Source organism: Pseudooceanicola sp. NS-SX8, assembly GCF_057380755.1.
The window spans coordinates 490,293-504,011 of record NZ_CM170819.1 but is presented as its reverse complement, the minus strand read 5'-3'; the positions used below and the strand labels follow the sequence as shown (position 1 = coordinate 504,011).

Annotated in this window: 14 protein-coding genes; 6 read left to right on the top strand and 8 right to left on the bottom strand. The window is 65.8% G+C overall.

The annotated features are described in order from the left end of the window. Positions 1–45: 45 nt before the first annotated feature. Positions 46–1,137: a rhamnan synthesis F family protein gene (locus AC2IR1_RS02250; protein ID WP_486474656.1), complete on the top strand. Its 1,092-nt coding sequence runs from the start codon at positions 46–48 to the stop codon at positions 1,135–1,137. Positions 1,138–1,167: 30 nt separating this feature from the next. Here the strand turns inward: AC2IR1_RS02250 and AC2IR1_RS02245 are convergent, their stop codons facing one another. Together AC2IR1_RS02245 and AC2IR1_RS02240 are read right to left on the bottom strand one after the other, a co-directional pair. Beyond that, positions 1,168–2,040 (bottom strand): glycosyltransferase family 8 protein, encoded by an 873-nt coding sequence (locus AC2IR1_RS02245; protein ID WP_486474655.1) that lies wholly within the window; start codon positions 2,038–2,040, stop codon positions 1,168–1,170. Beyond that, positions 2,030–3,193, bottom strand: a complete 1,164-nt coding sequence (locus AC2IR1_RS02240) for a capsular polysaccharide export protein, LipB/KpsS family (protein WP_486474654.1) — start codon at positions 3,191–3,193, stop codon at positions 2,030–2,032. Before AC2IR1_RS02240 ends, AC2IR1_RS02245 begins: the two co-directional genes overlap by 11 nt. Before the next feature lie 245 nt (positions 3,194–3,438). On the opposite strand from AC2IR1_RS02240, the gene AC2IR1_RS02235 reads away from it, so the two are divergent. Beyond that, complete coding sequence (locus tag AC2IR1_RS02235; RefSeq protein ID WP_486474653.1) at positions 3,439–4,599, top strand: hypothetical protein; 1,161 nt, start codon at positions 3,439–3,441, stop codon at positions 4,597–4,599. Between the two features lie 81 nt (positions 4,600–4,680). On the opposite strand, the gene AC2IR1_RS02230 is transcribed toward AC2IR1_RS02235, so the two are convergent. Further along, complete coding sequence (locus AC2IR1_RS02230) at positions 4,681–5,334, bottom strand: peroxiredoxin (protein WP_486474652.1); 654 nt, start codon at positions 5,332–5,334, stop codon at positions 4,681–4,683. A 282-nt stretch (positions 5,335–5,616) separates the two neighbouring features. Here AC2IR1_RS02230 and AC2IR1_RS02225 point away from each other — a divergent pair, with 282 nt between their 5' ends. Then, on the top strand, positions 5,617–7,062 hold the full coding sequence (locus tag AC2IR1_RS02225; RefSeq protein WP_486474651.1) for an aldehyde dehydrogenase family protein: 1,446 nt from the start codon (positions 5,617–5,619) through the stop codon (positions 7,060–7,062). A 429-nt stretch (positions 7,063–7,491) separates the two neighbouring features. Here AC2IR1_RS02225 and AC2IR1_RS02220 read toward each other — a convergent pair whose 3' ends face one another. Then, positions 7,492–7,887 carry a VOC family protein gene (locus tag AC2IR1_RS02220; protein WP_486474650.1) on the bottom strand — a complete coding sequence of 132 codons (396 nt, stop codon included), beginning with the start codon at positions 7,885–7,887 and terminating at the stop codon, positions 7,492–7,494. Positions 7,888–8,013: 126 nt separating this feature from the next. Between AC2IR1_RS02220 and AC2IR1_RS02215 the strand changes: the two genes are divergently transcribed. Then, positions 8,014–9,039 (top strand): serine/threonine protein kinase, encoded by a 1,026-nt coding sequence (locus AC2IR1_RS02215; protein ID WP_486474649.1) that lies wholly within the window; start codon positions 8,014–8,016, stop codon positions 9,037–9,039. Positions 9,040–9,329: 290 nt separating this feature from the next. Here AC2IR1_RS02215 and AC2IR1_RS02210 read toward each other — a convergent pair whose 3' ends face one another. The 4 genes from AC2IR1_RS02210 to AC2IR1_RS02195 all read right to left on the bottom strand — a co-directional run bounded on the left by AC2IR1_RS02210 (position 9,330) and on the right by AC2IR1_RS02195 (position 12,368). Continuing rightward, positions 9,330–9,977, bottom strand: coding sequence for an RluA family pseudouridine synthase (locus AC2IR1_RS02210; RefSeq protein ID WP_486474648.1), 648 nt, complete (start codon positions 9,975–9,977; stop codon positions 9,330–9,332). A 37-nt stretch (positions 9,978–10,014) separates the two neighbouring features. Beyond that, positions 10,015–10,635, bottom strand: coding sequence for a LysE family translocator (locus tag AC2IR1_RS02205; RefSeq protein WP_486474647.1), 621 nt, complete (start codon positions 10,633–10,635; stop codon positions 10,015–10,017). Beyond that, on the bottom strand, positions 10,632–11,078 hold the full coding sequence (locus AC2IR1_RS02200) for a GAF domain-containing protein (protein WP_486474646.1): 447 nt from the start codon (positions 11,076–11,078) through the stop codon (positions 10,632–10,634). The genes AC2IR1_RS02205 and AC2IR1_RS02200 overlap by 4 nt, the downstream gene beginning before the upstream one ends. Before the next feature lie 117 nt (positions 11,079–11,195). Beyond that, on the bottom strand, positions 11,196–12,368 hold the full coding sequence (locus tag AC2IR1_RS02195; RefSeq protein WP_486474645.1) for a thiolase family protein: 1,173 nt from the start codon (positions 12,366–12,368) through the stop codon (positions 11,196–11,198). A gap of 92 nt (positions 12,369–12,460) precedes the next feature. Here AC2IR1_RS02195 and AC2IR1_RS02190 point away from each other — a divergent pair, with 92 nt between their 5' ends. Next, entirely contained in the window at positions 12,461–12,799 is a 339-nt protein-coding gene (locus AC2IR1_RS02190) for an STAS domain-containing protein (RefSeq protein WP_486474644.1), read from the top strand. Between the two features lie 64 nt (positions 12,800–12,863). Next, positions 12,864–13,304, top strand: a complete 441-nt coding sequence (locus tag AC2IR1_RS02185; protein WP_486476357.1) for an ATP-binding protein — start codon at positions 12,864–12,866, stop codon at positions 13,302–13,304. Positions 13,305–13,719: the final 415 nt, after the last annotated feature.

Below are 13,719 nucleotides of genomic sequence, written 5' to 3'. Positions count from 1 at the left end.
TGTGCAACGTGACATCAGAGTGCAAGACCCACGGATACCGCCGAAATGACCGACCCGCAGCCGCCCCTTTGGAAAGTCAGACGCGAACTCAGGCGCTTTCCCTCCAGTTTCGGCAGCAAGCTGCGGGCGGCCCTGGGCCCCTGGCACCGGTGGCGTCACGACCTGACGGCGCATCGCACCGTCAGGATCACCCAGGGCGATCGCCCGGCCACGCCGGACCCCGCCGTCCTGCTGATCTACCAGCCCGGCGCGCTGCTCGACTCGCTCTTCATCACCCTGCGCCACATGGTCGACAACGGCCTTTGCGTGATCCTGGTGGCCAATCACCCGCTGGATGCGGCCAAGATCGCGGCCCTGCGCCCATGGTGTCACAAGCTGATCGAACGGCCCAACATCGGCTATGATTTCGGCGGCTACCGCGAAGGCGTGCTGCACGTGCTGCAGACCATGCCGGAGGCCGAACGCCTCTTCGTGCTGAACGACAGCAACTGGTTCCCCGCCCGTCCCGGATGCACCCTGATCGAAACCGCGCGACAGGCGCCGGAAAACATCTACGGGATCTACTACGGCTCTGCGCGTGGCAAGCTCGAGGACATGCACCTGCAGTCCTACTTCTACCGTTTCGACCAGGCGCTGATCCGAAATCCGGAATTCCTGCGCTACTGGAAATCCATGCCCATGATCGCGGAAAAGCGCCTCGTCGTGCGCTACCGCGAAGTCGGGCTGAGCCGGCACTTCCGCAATCGCGGTTTCACCATCGGCAGCCTGCATGACCGCCAGGACGTGCTCTCCGCCCTCATGACCCTCTCGGACGAGGAGCTGATGGAGGAGATCCGCTATCACATCGAGATCGACTACTTCCGCAAGCACCGCGACATCGAGGCCCGGCTGAAGACAGAGCTGCCCAGCCTTGTCAGGAACCGCGAGGAACTGGCGCCGCTTCTGGAAGAGGCCAACTGCAGCTTCAACTACCTCGCCCACCACCCGGCGATGCTCTTCACCACGCTGGACAGCCCCATCGTGAAGAAGAACCGCGACCCGGAATTCGCCGCCATGCGCCGGGCCATCGCCGAAAGCCCGCTCAACGCGCAGCTCTACCCCGAGGTGAAAAGGGAACTCGCCGACTGGGACAGCTGACAGGCGCGCGCCGTCACCGGCGGCCCCGCCTCAGCCCAGGATCCGATGCGCCGCGCGCCGCCATTTCAGCAGCGCGCTCAGCCGGCCCCGGAACAGCGCCGCCAGAAGGCTCTGGTGTTTCCACGGCTTCTTGGGCCCGGTGTAGTGGATCAGCTGCGCCTGTGACGGATAGCGCTCCGCCTCCGGCAGCCAGGGCAGTTTGGCAAGGCGGCGCACCCGCCGCGACGTCCGTCCCCAGATGCAGTTCCAGGCCAGCGGCAGGTAGTGCACCCGGCCGTCGAAGATCAGGTTCAGGTAATCCTGGTCCATGAACCGCATGCCATTGGTCGCGCCGACGTTCTGCAGCTGCTCCATCAGCACCGGATCCTTGCGGATCTCGTCGCAATCCATCAGCAGCAGGCCCGAATTGAAGTAGCCCCGCACGTCGTCGCGCCGCAACACATCCCGGTGCCCGGCCAGCTTGTCCGGCGTCTCCGCCCCGTGTTTCATGTTGTCCAGCACGTAGAAATCGCGCACCGCGCCCAGCTTTGCGCCCGCGGGCATGTGATCGAACAGCTCCGCCACATCACCCTGCACCAACATGTCGCAATCGAGGTAAAGCACCCGCCCGCTCAGCAATCTGGGGATATGCAGCCGCGCCAGCGCCACCAGCGGGATGTTGTCATCTCCCTGCCGCGCCCCGCCGAAATCGGCCTCCGTCACCTCGTGGTAGATGAACTCGCAGTCATGAGCGGCACAGAACCCCGCGATCCTGTAGCGATCCGAGGCCAGCAGGCCGAAGCCCAGGAAATGCAGCTGCAGCGGCTTGCTGCACATCAACAGGGCCGAACCGATCACCACCAGGGCGGCCTCGATCATCGCCCTGTCGGACGCCAGCGCAAACTGCAGCCGATCAACCGTCATCCCAGGCCTGCTCCCCCTCGTCCCGGCTCGGCCTCCGGGACTTTTCCTCCAATGCGCCAGCCAGGTCCGCCGGCAGCGCCTTGTAGCTGCCCCGCACCAGGTAGCGGTTCCACAGGTAGCCCAGGAACTGCCGCCGAAGCCTTTCCTCCGGCTGCCAGTCCTCCGCCGCCAGCGCCGCATCCAGCGCTTCGGGCCCCTCCGCATGTTGTACCAGCCCCGGCAGGTTGTAACAGGCCTCCCCCAACGTAATGACCGGTTTGCCCAGCAAGAGCCCCTCGATCCCCACGGTGGAATTCAGCGTCAGCACCGCGCGCGCCTCCCGGATAAGCTCCGACGTCACGTTGCCATTGGCAAAGATCACCCGGGGATGGCTGCGATGGCCGATCACCGACCGTTTGAAGCTGGGATGCTCCTTGATCACGAAGGTCACGCCCGGGTTCCGCTCGGCCGCGTCGCAGACGACGTCCAGGAACTGCGCCATGTCGCGCACCCAGGGCGAATGCAGCGTCACCTGCATGTCCGACGGCACCTGGAACGGCACGAAGACATACCCCGGCTCCAGCGTGACCGCCGCATGGCGGCTCTTCGACGGGCGGTTGTTGACCGCCTCCGGCAGGCCCTCCGCCGCGAAATCCTCGGACCCGAGGTAGAAGGCCGGATCGCGCGGCACGGAATTGGCCCCGTTCAGGCCCTTCGGATCAAACTGCAGCGTGCCGGGGAAGAACCCCGCCTCCACGAAGACCCGCCGCCGCCCGCGGCTGGCCGCTTCCAGCACGGATTCGGGGTAGACCGACCCGTTGTAGACCACGGTGACCTTCGGATCGGACGCTTCCAGCTCCGCATCCAGCGCGGCGCGCAGCACGGCGGCCTGCACCTGCTTGGAATAGCCGTAGATCCCGCCGATGACCGGGTTTGCAAAGACCTGCGGCAGCCGGATCCGTTTCCGCGCCAGGTTGCCTTCCACGGCCCGCGCAGCCGCCGCCCCCGGCGCCACCAGCGCCTTCGCCTGCAGCGCCAGCGCCCGCGCCCAACCCCGGTGTTTCGCCAACAGCGCCAGCGGCTTGCCCAGCCCGGTACGCACGACCTCGACATCGTCCCCAAGGGCCGCGTCAAAACTTTGAATAACACCAGTATCAAGCTTCAGAAAATTCATGCCCCCGTCTTAACGGAGCGGCAGGAAATGAAAAGGGGGATGGGGGCATGGATCAAACGCGCCGCCGTCCACCCGCTGGACCGACAGGGATCTGGCACAACCGTGATCACCGTCGCGTGGCGTCCTGCGCAGATGCAGACACCGATCCAAAACAGGGAACCGTTGACTCCCCATCCCCATCCCGGCCACCATCGCCGACATTTAATAAACTATTTCGACCTGCAAATCTGACCAAAGGACATCCAATGCCAATTGAGTTCGATTTTCCCCTGTCGTTTCAGAGCGCCGACATTCGCTCCTTCCTGAATTCCGAACAGGAAATGGAATATACCATTACACCGGCCCCGCTTCAGGGCTACGAAGAAGACCCCGCCGGCACCCGCTCCGGAGAAGCCTCCGCATTCCATGAGGAGGAGATCCCCTTCTTGCGGGAGGAATACTATCAGCTGGCAGAGCGGGGCGTGCCGACCGGTGTGCACAGGGTGATCGTGGCCCTGACCCACTCGATCCGAATCTCGACGCAATACTGGCTCTACTTCAAGCCCGGCGTCGGACAGGAAGGGCGGTCTCACGGGCTCCAGCTGCTGAATACCTACGACGCATCGGCCCACGGCCCGGATCCAATCGCCTGGATGCAGGCAAACCTGGATGGCAAACTGACGGAAGAGGATTTCCTCCTCCTCGGAACGGCGCACCTGTCAAAGACCTCTCCCACCCCTCAGGAAACAGACATCCATCAGCGCCAGCGTCTGTTCGCCATGTTCGGCCTGCTGAGCCCCGACGACGGCAGCAGCACCATGATTGATCTGGTTGGGGAATTCACGCTGCACGAGTGGGGTGAAGATCGCGACGTCACGTTGACCCTGATCTCCACCGCACCCGTGTTGCAGGATCAGCCTCCAACATCCGTGCCGAACCTGATGTCCGAGGTCGCGAACGAGGCCGACCTGAACCAAAGCGTTGCCGAACGCGCCATTGATGCAGCCTTGCGCACGCTGGTCCCGGAAAACTGTGGGCCTTCCGGCAACATGCGGAAGAAGACATTCAAGCTGATGACCCTTGCGATCTGGCCGGAATTCAAGATCGTCTGGCAAAGAATAGTCATTCGACTTTTCTGCAGTAAGATCTCGGTGCGGATCCCGATACTGAAAACGCGGATCTCGAAGTTGAAATTCTACGTCTACTTCTCCTATCCAAGGCAGACGGCCGCTTTTCTGCTAAAGATTTGCGAAACATGCCTTATCCGTTCCGCGCTCGCGGGAGGTGTTATCGGGATAGTCACGACGAACCCGGCCGCGGCACTCGCCAGTCTAAGTCCGCTGTTCAAGCGCTGCATTCAGGAAGAGATCCGGAAATGCGTCAATCCCGGGCTCTACATCCTGAAACACGCAGGGCCCTGGAACTGAATGCCAAACAAAAAGGGGCGCCCATCGGGCGCCCCTTTTCTAATCAGCCGTCAGGCCCCGGTCTTGCGCCGGGTCCCTCGCTTATGCCGGGTCCTTGGCGAAGCGCAGGTAGGGCAGCTTCACGTCCAGATCACCGTATTTTTCCTTCGCCTGGTCATTGTCCAGCGACAGGGCCACGATGACGTCCTGGCCGGTTTCCCAGTTGGCCGGGGTGGCCAGCGGGGCGCCGTAGGTCTTTTGCAGGCCGTCCAGGGCGCGCAGCACCTCGGCGAAGTTGCGGCCCACGGACATCGGGTAGGTCATCGACAGCTGCAGCTTCTTGTCCGGGCTGATGATGAAGACCGACCGCACGGTCGCGGAATGCGCCGGGGTGCGGCCGTCGGGCATGTAGGCATCCGCCGGCAGCATGTCGAACAGCTTGGGCACCACCAGATCGGCGCCGTCGATGATCGGGAAGCCCGCCTCGGTACCGGCAAAGCTCTCGATGTCGCCCTTCCACTTCTTGTGCTCTTCCACGCCGTCGACGGAAATGCCGATCACCTTGGTGTTGCGCTTGGCCCATTCATCGGCCAGCTGCGCCACGGCGCCGAACTCGGTCGTGCAGACCGGGGTGAAATCCTTCGGGTGGCTGAACAGGATCGCCCAGCTGTCGCCGATCCAGTCGTGGAACGAAATCGTCCCCTGGTCGGTTTCGGCGGTGAAGTCGGGAACGATGTCATTGATGCGCAGGGACATGTAAACCTCCTGTCATACTGTGCGTTGGGACCATATCTAAGCGCCTGCGACGCGGATTGCACCCCCCAGCGGATCCTTATCGGGACCTTGCCGGAACCTTGGCGGGGCCAGGTGTCCCCATGCAGGTGTCGCCTTGCCGCACATCCTTCTGCGCAGACCCTGCACTCTTGCCGCCTTGCCTGCCCGCCTGCGCAGTGCCACAGTGGATTCAATGCCGCGAAACGGCGTCCCGCAATGCGGAAATATGCATTGCGGAAATACGCAAGACCGAAGGATGTTCCCATGATCGAGAAACGCGACTTCTACATCAATGGCGAGTGGGTGGCCCCGCTCCAGCCCCGCGACCACCAGGTCATCAACCCCTCGACCGAAGAACCCTGCGCGGTGATCTCGCTCGGCTCCGAGGCCGATGCCGACCGCGCCGTGCAGGCCGCCCGCGCCGCCTTCCCCGCCTGGATGGCGACCGATCCAGCCTACCGCATCGGCCTGGTCGAGAAGTTCCTGGAAATCTACGAACGCCGCCGCGAAGAGATGTCCCAGGCGATGTCGATGGAGATGGGCGCCCCCATCGACCTGTCCCGGGCCTCGCAATGGGGCGCGGGCTACTCCCACACCAGGAACTTCCTGCGCGCGGCCAAGGACTTCCAGTTCATCCGCCCGCTGGGCGATCACGCCCCCAATGACCGCATCGTCTACGAAGCCGTCGGCGTCTGCGCCCTGATCACGCCGTGGAACTGGCCGATGAACCAGGTCACGCTGAAGGTCATCGCGGCGCTGATCGCGGGCTGCACCATGGTGCTGAAACCCTCCGAGGAAAGCCCCCTGAACGCCCTGCTCTTTGCAGAGATGATGGACGAGGCCGGCGTGCCCGCCGGTGTCTTCAACCTGGTGAACGGCGACGGCCCCGGCGTCGGCACCGCGCTGTCGGGCCACCCGGAAGTCGACATGGTCTCCTTCACCGGCTCCACCCGCGCCGGCACCGCGATCTCCGCGAACGCGGCCAAGACGCTGAAGAAGGTGCACCTGGAACTGGGCGGCAAGGGCGCCAACCTGATCTTCGCCGACGCGGACGAAAAGGCCGTGAAACGCGGCGTGCTGCACATGATGAACAACTCCGGCCAGAGCTGCAACGCGCCCTCCCGGATGCTCGTCGAACGCTCCCGCTATGACGCGGCGGTGGAAGAGGCCGCAGCCGTGGCCAGTGCCGTCACCGTGGGCCCGGCCTCCGAAGAAGGCCGCCACATCGGCCCGGTGGTGAACGCCACCCAGTTCGAGAAGATCCAGGGCCTGATCCAGAAGGGCATCGACGAAGGCGCCCGCCTCGTCGCCGGCGGCACCGGCCGCCCCGAAGGTTTCAACCGCGGCTTCTTCGTCCGCCCGACGGTCTTTGCCGATGCCAACAACGACATGACCATCGCGCGGGAGGAAATCTTCGGCCCGGTCCTGACGATCATGCCCTTCGACACCGAAGAAGAGGCGCTGGCCATCGCCAATGACACGCCCTACGGCCTGACCAACTACGTCCAGACGGCGAACCCCGAACGCGCCAACCGCTTCGCCCGGTCGCTGCGCTCCGGCATGGTGGAAATGAACGGCCACGCCCGTGGCGCCGGCGCGCCCTTCGGCGGCATGAAGGCCTCCGGCAACGGCCGCGAAGGCGGCACCTGGGGGCTGGAGGACTTCCTGGAGGTCAAGGCCGTCTCCGGCTGGGACGCGCTGCCCGCCTGACCGGCTGCAGATGAGAACCAGAAAGGGGAGGCCGCGCGCCTCCCCTTTTGCGTTCTACCTGGCCCGAAGGGGGCGGGGGGCTTTGCCCCCGACGCCGGAGGCGTCACTGACAGGAAAAGGGGGGCTTTGCCCGCCCGACGCCGGAGGCGTCAATAAGAGGAAAAGGGGGGCTTCGCCCACCCGACGCCGGAGGCGTCAACAAGAAGAAGAGGGGGGCTTTGCCCCCCGCCGCGCGATGCGCGACTCCCCCCAGGATATTTTTGGCCAAAAAATGGGAGGGGCGGGGCGCCTTCGAAGGCAGCCCTGGCGCGCGGGGCAGGGCGTCCAAGCACCTGTCCCGAACGTCCGGCACGCCAGCGGGCAGCGCCTCCCGCGGGCCTGGCCGGCGGGAAAGACGCCCTTGCAGACTGTCCCCTACAGACTGGCTCCTTACAGGAACCGCCCGGCCCGCTCGATCACCTCGATCTCGTAGCCATCCGGATCGGCGATGAAGAAGAACTTCGCCACGAACTGCCCGTCGGGGGCGAACTCGACGATCTTGCGCGGCGCCAGGCCAAGGTCGGTCATCCGGGCGTGCTCCGCCTCGAGGTCCTCCACCGTCACCGCCAGGTGGCCATAGCCGTCACCCAGGTCGTAGGGCTCGGTCCGGCCCTTGTTCACCGTCAGCTCCAGCTCGAACCCGGTTTCTGCGTTGGACATGTAGATCAGGGCGAAGCTCTCGAAATCCAGCTCCTGGGCGATCTTCAGGCCGAAGGCGTTCTCGTAGAAGGCGATGGACCGGGCCGCGTCCAGCACCCGGATCATGGAATGGATCATCTTGGCCATGGGGGCCTCCTCTATTGCTTGCCCTCCCCTAACGCGCCCGGCCCCCCTGCGGAAGGGCGCGCGACGCTTGCCCCGGGAACCCCGGCCCTGCTATGTGCGCCCAAGCCGCATAACCGGGCAGAGCCTTTGACCAGACCCGCCTTCATCCCCGTCACCGTGCTGAAGCGCGATCCCTTCTCGGAGACGATCTCCGGGCACCTGGAAGGTGCGCCCGATGCCCGCCTGGCCCTGCGCAAGCTCGACGCGCTGCCGCTCTGGTCGCGTCCCCTCGCCCGGCTGCTGGCCCGCAAGGAGGTGCGCGGGCTGCGGGCCGTCCAGGGGATCGAGGGCTGCCCGGTGCTGATCCGCTACGACCGCGAAGGCATCCTGCGCGAATGGTCCGAAGGCACGCCCCTGCAGCTGGCCAAGCCCACCGACCCGGCCTTCTACCGCGATGCCCGCCGACTGCTGCGGGACATGCGCCGCCGCGGCGTCACCCACAATGACATCGCCAAGCCGCAGAACTGGCTGATGCGCCCCGATGGCGGCGCCGCGGTGATCGACTTTCAGCTCGCCTCGGTCCACCGTTTCCGCGGCCCGCTCTTCCGCACCATGGCGCGGGAGGATCTGCGCCACCTGCTCAAGCAGAAACGCGCCTATGCCAAGCACCTGCTGACCCCCGCCGAACGCGCCATGCTGGCCCGCAAGGCGCTGCCGACGCGGATCTGGATGGCCACGGGCAAGCGGCTTTACAACTGGATCACCCGCGACCTGCTGGACTGGTCCGATGGCGAGGGCACCGAGGACCGCATCGAACGCAACGGCCCGAAGATCGCCGAGGCGCTCTCCCCCCTGCCCGTCACCGCCCATCACGTCACCACCTACGCCCTGCCCGGGCGTGGCACCGGGATCTATACCTTTGCCGAAACCGCGCTGACGCAGGAGGCGCTGCGCGCGGCCCTGCCCGAAAGCCTGTCGGAAAAGGTGCAGGCCGTGGCGACCCTGCCCCGCGACGAAGAAGGCCGCATCCGCGCCGACCTGCTGGCCCTGATCGCCGCCAACCGCCTGGACGAGATCGAGACATGGCGCCTCGCCCATCCCGACCAGTCCGCCGCGCTCGACGCGCTGATGGCCACCCGGCAGAACCTGACCGACCGCATCCTGAAACGCTGAACCGGGATGCGGCGCGCCGACGCCGCTCCGCCCCCCCCACAGGCGCACCCGACTCCCCTCTTGCGCCGGCCCCGCTCTTTCACTGGGCCCGAAGTACTCCGGGGGAGTCTCCGGCACGGAGACGGGGGCAGAGCCCCCTGCCTTGGCCCCCTGCCCTTCCATCTGCCGCCATGCGGCGACCGGGGACAGCGCCCCCGACAGGCCCCCAGAGGCACCTCCGCATTACCGATGCGATACCGACGTAATACCGACGTTTTTTTCGCGCCTTTTCAGCCGCTTGGCATTTTCGCTCAGAAGGGGGTTTTGGCGCGGAATTTCATCCCCACGCCGCCGTCCGGATGCAGCAGCCGAAGCTCCTCGGAATGCAGCATCAGGCGCGGAAAATCGCGGGCCGCGCCTTCGGCGTAGAAGGGGTCGCCCAGGATCGGATGGCCCATGGCCTGCATGTGCACCCGCAGCTGGTGCGACCGCCCGGTCTGCGGGAAAAGCCGCACCCGGCTTTCGCTGTCGGAGGCCTTCACCACCTTCCAGTCGGTGACCGCGGGCTTGCCGTTCTCATGGTCCACGATCTGCTTCGGCCGGTTCGGCCAGTCGACGCAAAGCGGCAGGTCGACGGTGCCCTCCTTCGGCTCCAGCCGGCCCCAAACCCTTGCGACATAGGTCTTTTTCGTGCGCCGGTGTTCGAACTGAAGCCCGAGGTGCCGCTGCGCATGGGGCGTCAGGGCAAAGACCATCACGCCGGACGTGTCGCGGTCCAGCCGGTGCACCAGCAGCGCGGTCGGAAAGGCCACCTGCACGCGGGACAGCAGGCAATCGGCCAGGTGCTCTCCCCGGCCCGGCACCGACAGCAGGCCGGTGGGCTTGTCGACGATGAGGATCTCGTGATCCTCGTGGATCACCGAAAGGGGGGTATCCGGGGGGCTGTAGCTATCTGACATGGGGCCAGATACCCCGTCCCGCCGCGCAGGTCGAGCCTCAGGCCCGCTGCGGCATCGAAGAGCCGCCCAGAAGCAGCCCGTAGAGGATGAAACAGGCCGCCATCAGCCGCCGGAACCAGGTGTTGAAGATCGCGCCAAGTGCCGCTTTTCCAATGAAAAATCCGAGTGCCGTATAGGTCGTATAGGACAGCGTGGTGATGATCAGCGCGGTCGGCGTGATGACGGCCATCTGGCTCCAGATCGGCACGTCGGGCTGCACGAATTGAGAGAAGGCCGCAAGGTATCCGGCCACCGACTTGGGGTTGATCGTGGCGATCAGGAAGGCGCGGATGTAGATCGAGTGCGCCGGCCGGTCGACCACCTGCGGCGGTTTGGACGCGTTGATCCAGCCCCGCACCCCGTTCCAGATCAGGAAGGCCGCGCCGATGTATTTCGCCACCATGAACCCGGTGGGCGAGGCGGCGATCAGCGCCGTGATCCCGGCGGCGGAGGCAAAAAGGAAGAGCGACGCCTGGGTCAGGATCCCCAGCACCCCCAGCATGGCCCGGGAGAAGCCCAGGTTCATGCCATTCTGGATGCAGTTCACCGCGTTCGGCCCCGGCGTGGTGACGAAAAGCACCCAGAAAAGGGCGAAGACCGTCCAGGCGTCAAAGCTCATGCAAAGACCTCTTTCAGAATGGTTTCAAGCGCTTCGGCGTCCGCCTCGGTGAAGGCACCGGGCTGGTCGCTGTCGATGTCCAGCACGCCGATCACCTCTCCGCCCGCGTTGCGCACGGGGATCACCAGTTCGGACCGGGTGGAGGAGGCGCAGGCGATATGGCCCGGGAAGGCCTCCACATCGGGCACCAGCTGGGTCTCTCCCGTCCGTGCGGCGGCGCCGCAGACGCCCCGGGCAAAGGGGATCTGCAGGCAGCCATGGCCGCCCTGGTAGGGCCCAATCTTCAGCATCCCGGGCGCGGTGACACGGTAAAAGCCGGTCCAGTCGAAACGGTCGTCGCTGTGGTGGATCTCGCAGGCGAGGGTGGCCATCAGGGCGACCTCGTCCGTTTCGCCATGGGTCAGGGCGCGGAGGGTGGTGGCGAGGGTGGCGTAATCAGGCATCTCTGGTCTTTCGGAATGGGGGGCGGAGGGGGCCTTCTGCCCCCTCTTGGGGCCAGAGGCCCCAATTCACCCCCGAGAGTATTTCAGGCCATCGAATGAGGAAAGGGTACTGCCCCCTCAGTCGCGTTCGATGGCAATCGCGGTGCCTTCCCCGCCGCCGATGCAGATCGCGGCCACGCCACGTTTCAGCCCGCGGCGCTCCATCGCGTTCAGCAGGGTGACGATGATCCGCGCACCGGATGCGCCGATCGGGTGGCCAAGGGCGCAAGCGCCGCCGTTGACGTTTACCTTCTCATGCGGCACGCCAAGCTCCCTCATGAAGGCCATGGGGACGACGGCGAAGGCCTCATTCACCTCCCACAGCTGCACGTCCTCGACCGTCCAGCCCAGCTTTTTCAGCAGCTTGCGGGTGGCAGGCACCGGGGCGGTCGGGAAATCGGCAGGGGCCTGGGCATGGCTGGCATGGCCCGCGATCCGCGCCCGCACCGGGATGCCGCGCGCGCGCGCCTGCGCCTTCGACGCCAGCACCAGCGCCGCCGCGCCGTCGGAGATGGAGGAGGAATTGGCCGCCGTCACCGTGCCGCCCTCTCGGAAGGCCGGTTTCAGCTGCGGGATCTTGCCGGGCCGCGCCGTGCCGGGCTGTTCGTCCTCTGCCACGCGGTGACTGCCCTTGCGGGTCGTGACCTCCAGCGGGGTGATCTCGGCGTCGAAGGCACCGGCGTTCTGCGCAGTGATCGCCCGTTCGAGGGAGGTCAGCGCATAGTCATCCTGCGCCTCGCGGGTGAACTGGAAGGCCTCGGCACAGTCCTCGGCAAAGGTGCCCATCAGGCGCCCCTTGTCATAGGCGTCTTCCAGCCCGTCGAGGAACATGTGGTCGATGGTGCGCCCATGCCCCAGCCGCGCGCCGCCGCGCATCGCGGGCAGCAGGTAAGGGGCGTTGGTCATGCTTTCCATCCCGCCCGCCGCCATGACCGAGGCATGGCCGAGGGCGATCTGGTCGAAGGCCATCATCACCGCCTTCATGCCCGATCCACACATCTTGTTCAGGGTGGTCGCGGGGACCTCTTCGCCCAGACCCGCGGCGAAACCCGCCTGCCGCGCCGGGGCCTGCCCCTGACCTGCGGGCAGGACACAGCCCATCAGAAGCTCATCCACCGTGGTCAGACCGGATTGTTCCAGCGCCGCCTGGATTGCCGCGCCACCAAGCTCGGCCGCAGTCAGGGATCCCAACGCGCCCTGGAACCCGCCCATTGCGGTTCGGGCCGCGCCCGCGATGATGACATCCTGCATGGTTTCCTCCCAAAGCATATGGCCCTGCATACCGAATGGTAAGGAATGACGTCTAGCCTCCGCTTCCAACGCAGCAGGCATGGATCGTCATCATGGAGCTTCAGAGCCGCGTCGAAGCGGGCGCGACCATCATCACCGTCGAAGCCGGCCGGATCGACGCCGCGGTGGCGATCCGCTTCAAGGACCGGATGCGCCAGGCGACCGAGGGACAGCGCGGTCGCATCATCCTGAACCTTGAGCAGGTGGATTTCATCGATTCCAGCGGGCTGGGCGCCATCGTTGCCTCCATGAAGCAGCTGGAAGGCGGCCAGAAGCTGGAACTGGCCTGCCTCAGGGCCAATGTCGACAAGGTCTTCCGGTTGACCCGCATGGATACCGTTTTCCCCATCCACACCGACCTGGGCGGAGCACTGCAGAGCCATGCAAGCTGACCCCTCCCCAGATCCTTCCGCATCTGGCGCTTCCGGCGCCCCCCCTTCGGACAAGGGGCCCAAGATCGCCGCCCCCGACATCCGGCTGACCTTTCCCGGCACCCCTCTCTCCGTACGGCACGCCCTGCACAGCCTGATGAGCGATCTCGCCTGGCTGGAACTGGAAGAACGCGGTTCGGTCGAACTTGTCCTGGCCGAGGTTCTGAACAACGTCGTGGAACATGCCTACGGCCCCGAGGAACGCGGCTGGATCAACCTCGAGTGCACCGCTGGGCGAGACGGCCTGCATTTCTCCATCCGGGATGAAGGGCGCGCCATGCCCGAAGGCGTCCCCCCCATGGGCGCCCCCGATGCCCTTCCCGAAGCGCTGGATGCGCTGCCCGAAGGTGGCTTCGGATGGTTCCTGATCCGCGATCTGTCCCATGACGTCAGCTACGCGCGGCAGGGCAACACCAACGAACTGACCTTCCGGATCAAGGTCGGGGACCTGCGCCCCGTCACCTGACCCCTGGCCCCGACGCTCACCCGGGACTTCTGCCCTCTGCCTCTTCCCTGTGCCCACCCGCTGCGGCGGCCCGTCCCCTGTTTCGGCCTCTGCCCCGGGGCGACCTGCCCCGCCGTGTCCGCCGGGCCTTGCCTCGCTGCGCCCTCCCCTCTTGGCCCCTCCGCCTCGGTGCGGGCGTTAAGACTTGTGACCATGCGAAGGCCTGCCTGTGTTGCTTTGGATCCCACCCCGCGCGACGCTCCATTTTCGCCACATTCGCCCGATTTGCCCCGAAATCGCCTCATGCCAATCCCAAAGGAGCCACGACTCCGGGCGAGGGTGAAGACGTAGCTGCAAAGGCTTCCCTCGGCGCCGCGTCTTACAGCCCCCACCCAGTGCGTGGCGTCGAGGACTTCCTTACGACAGCTCTTGACCA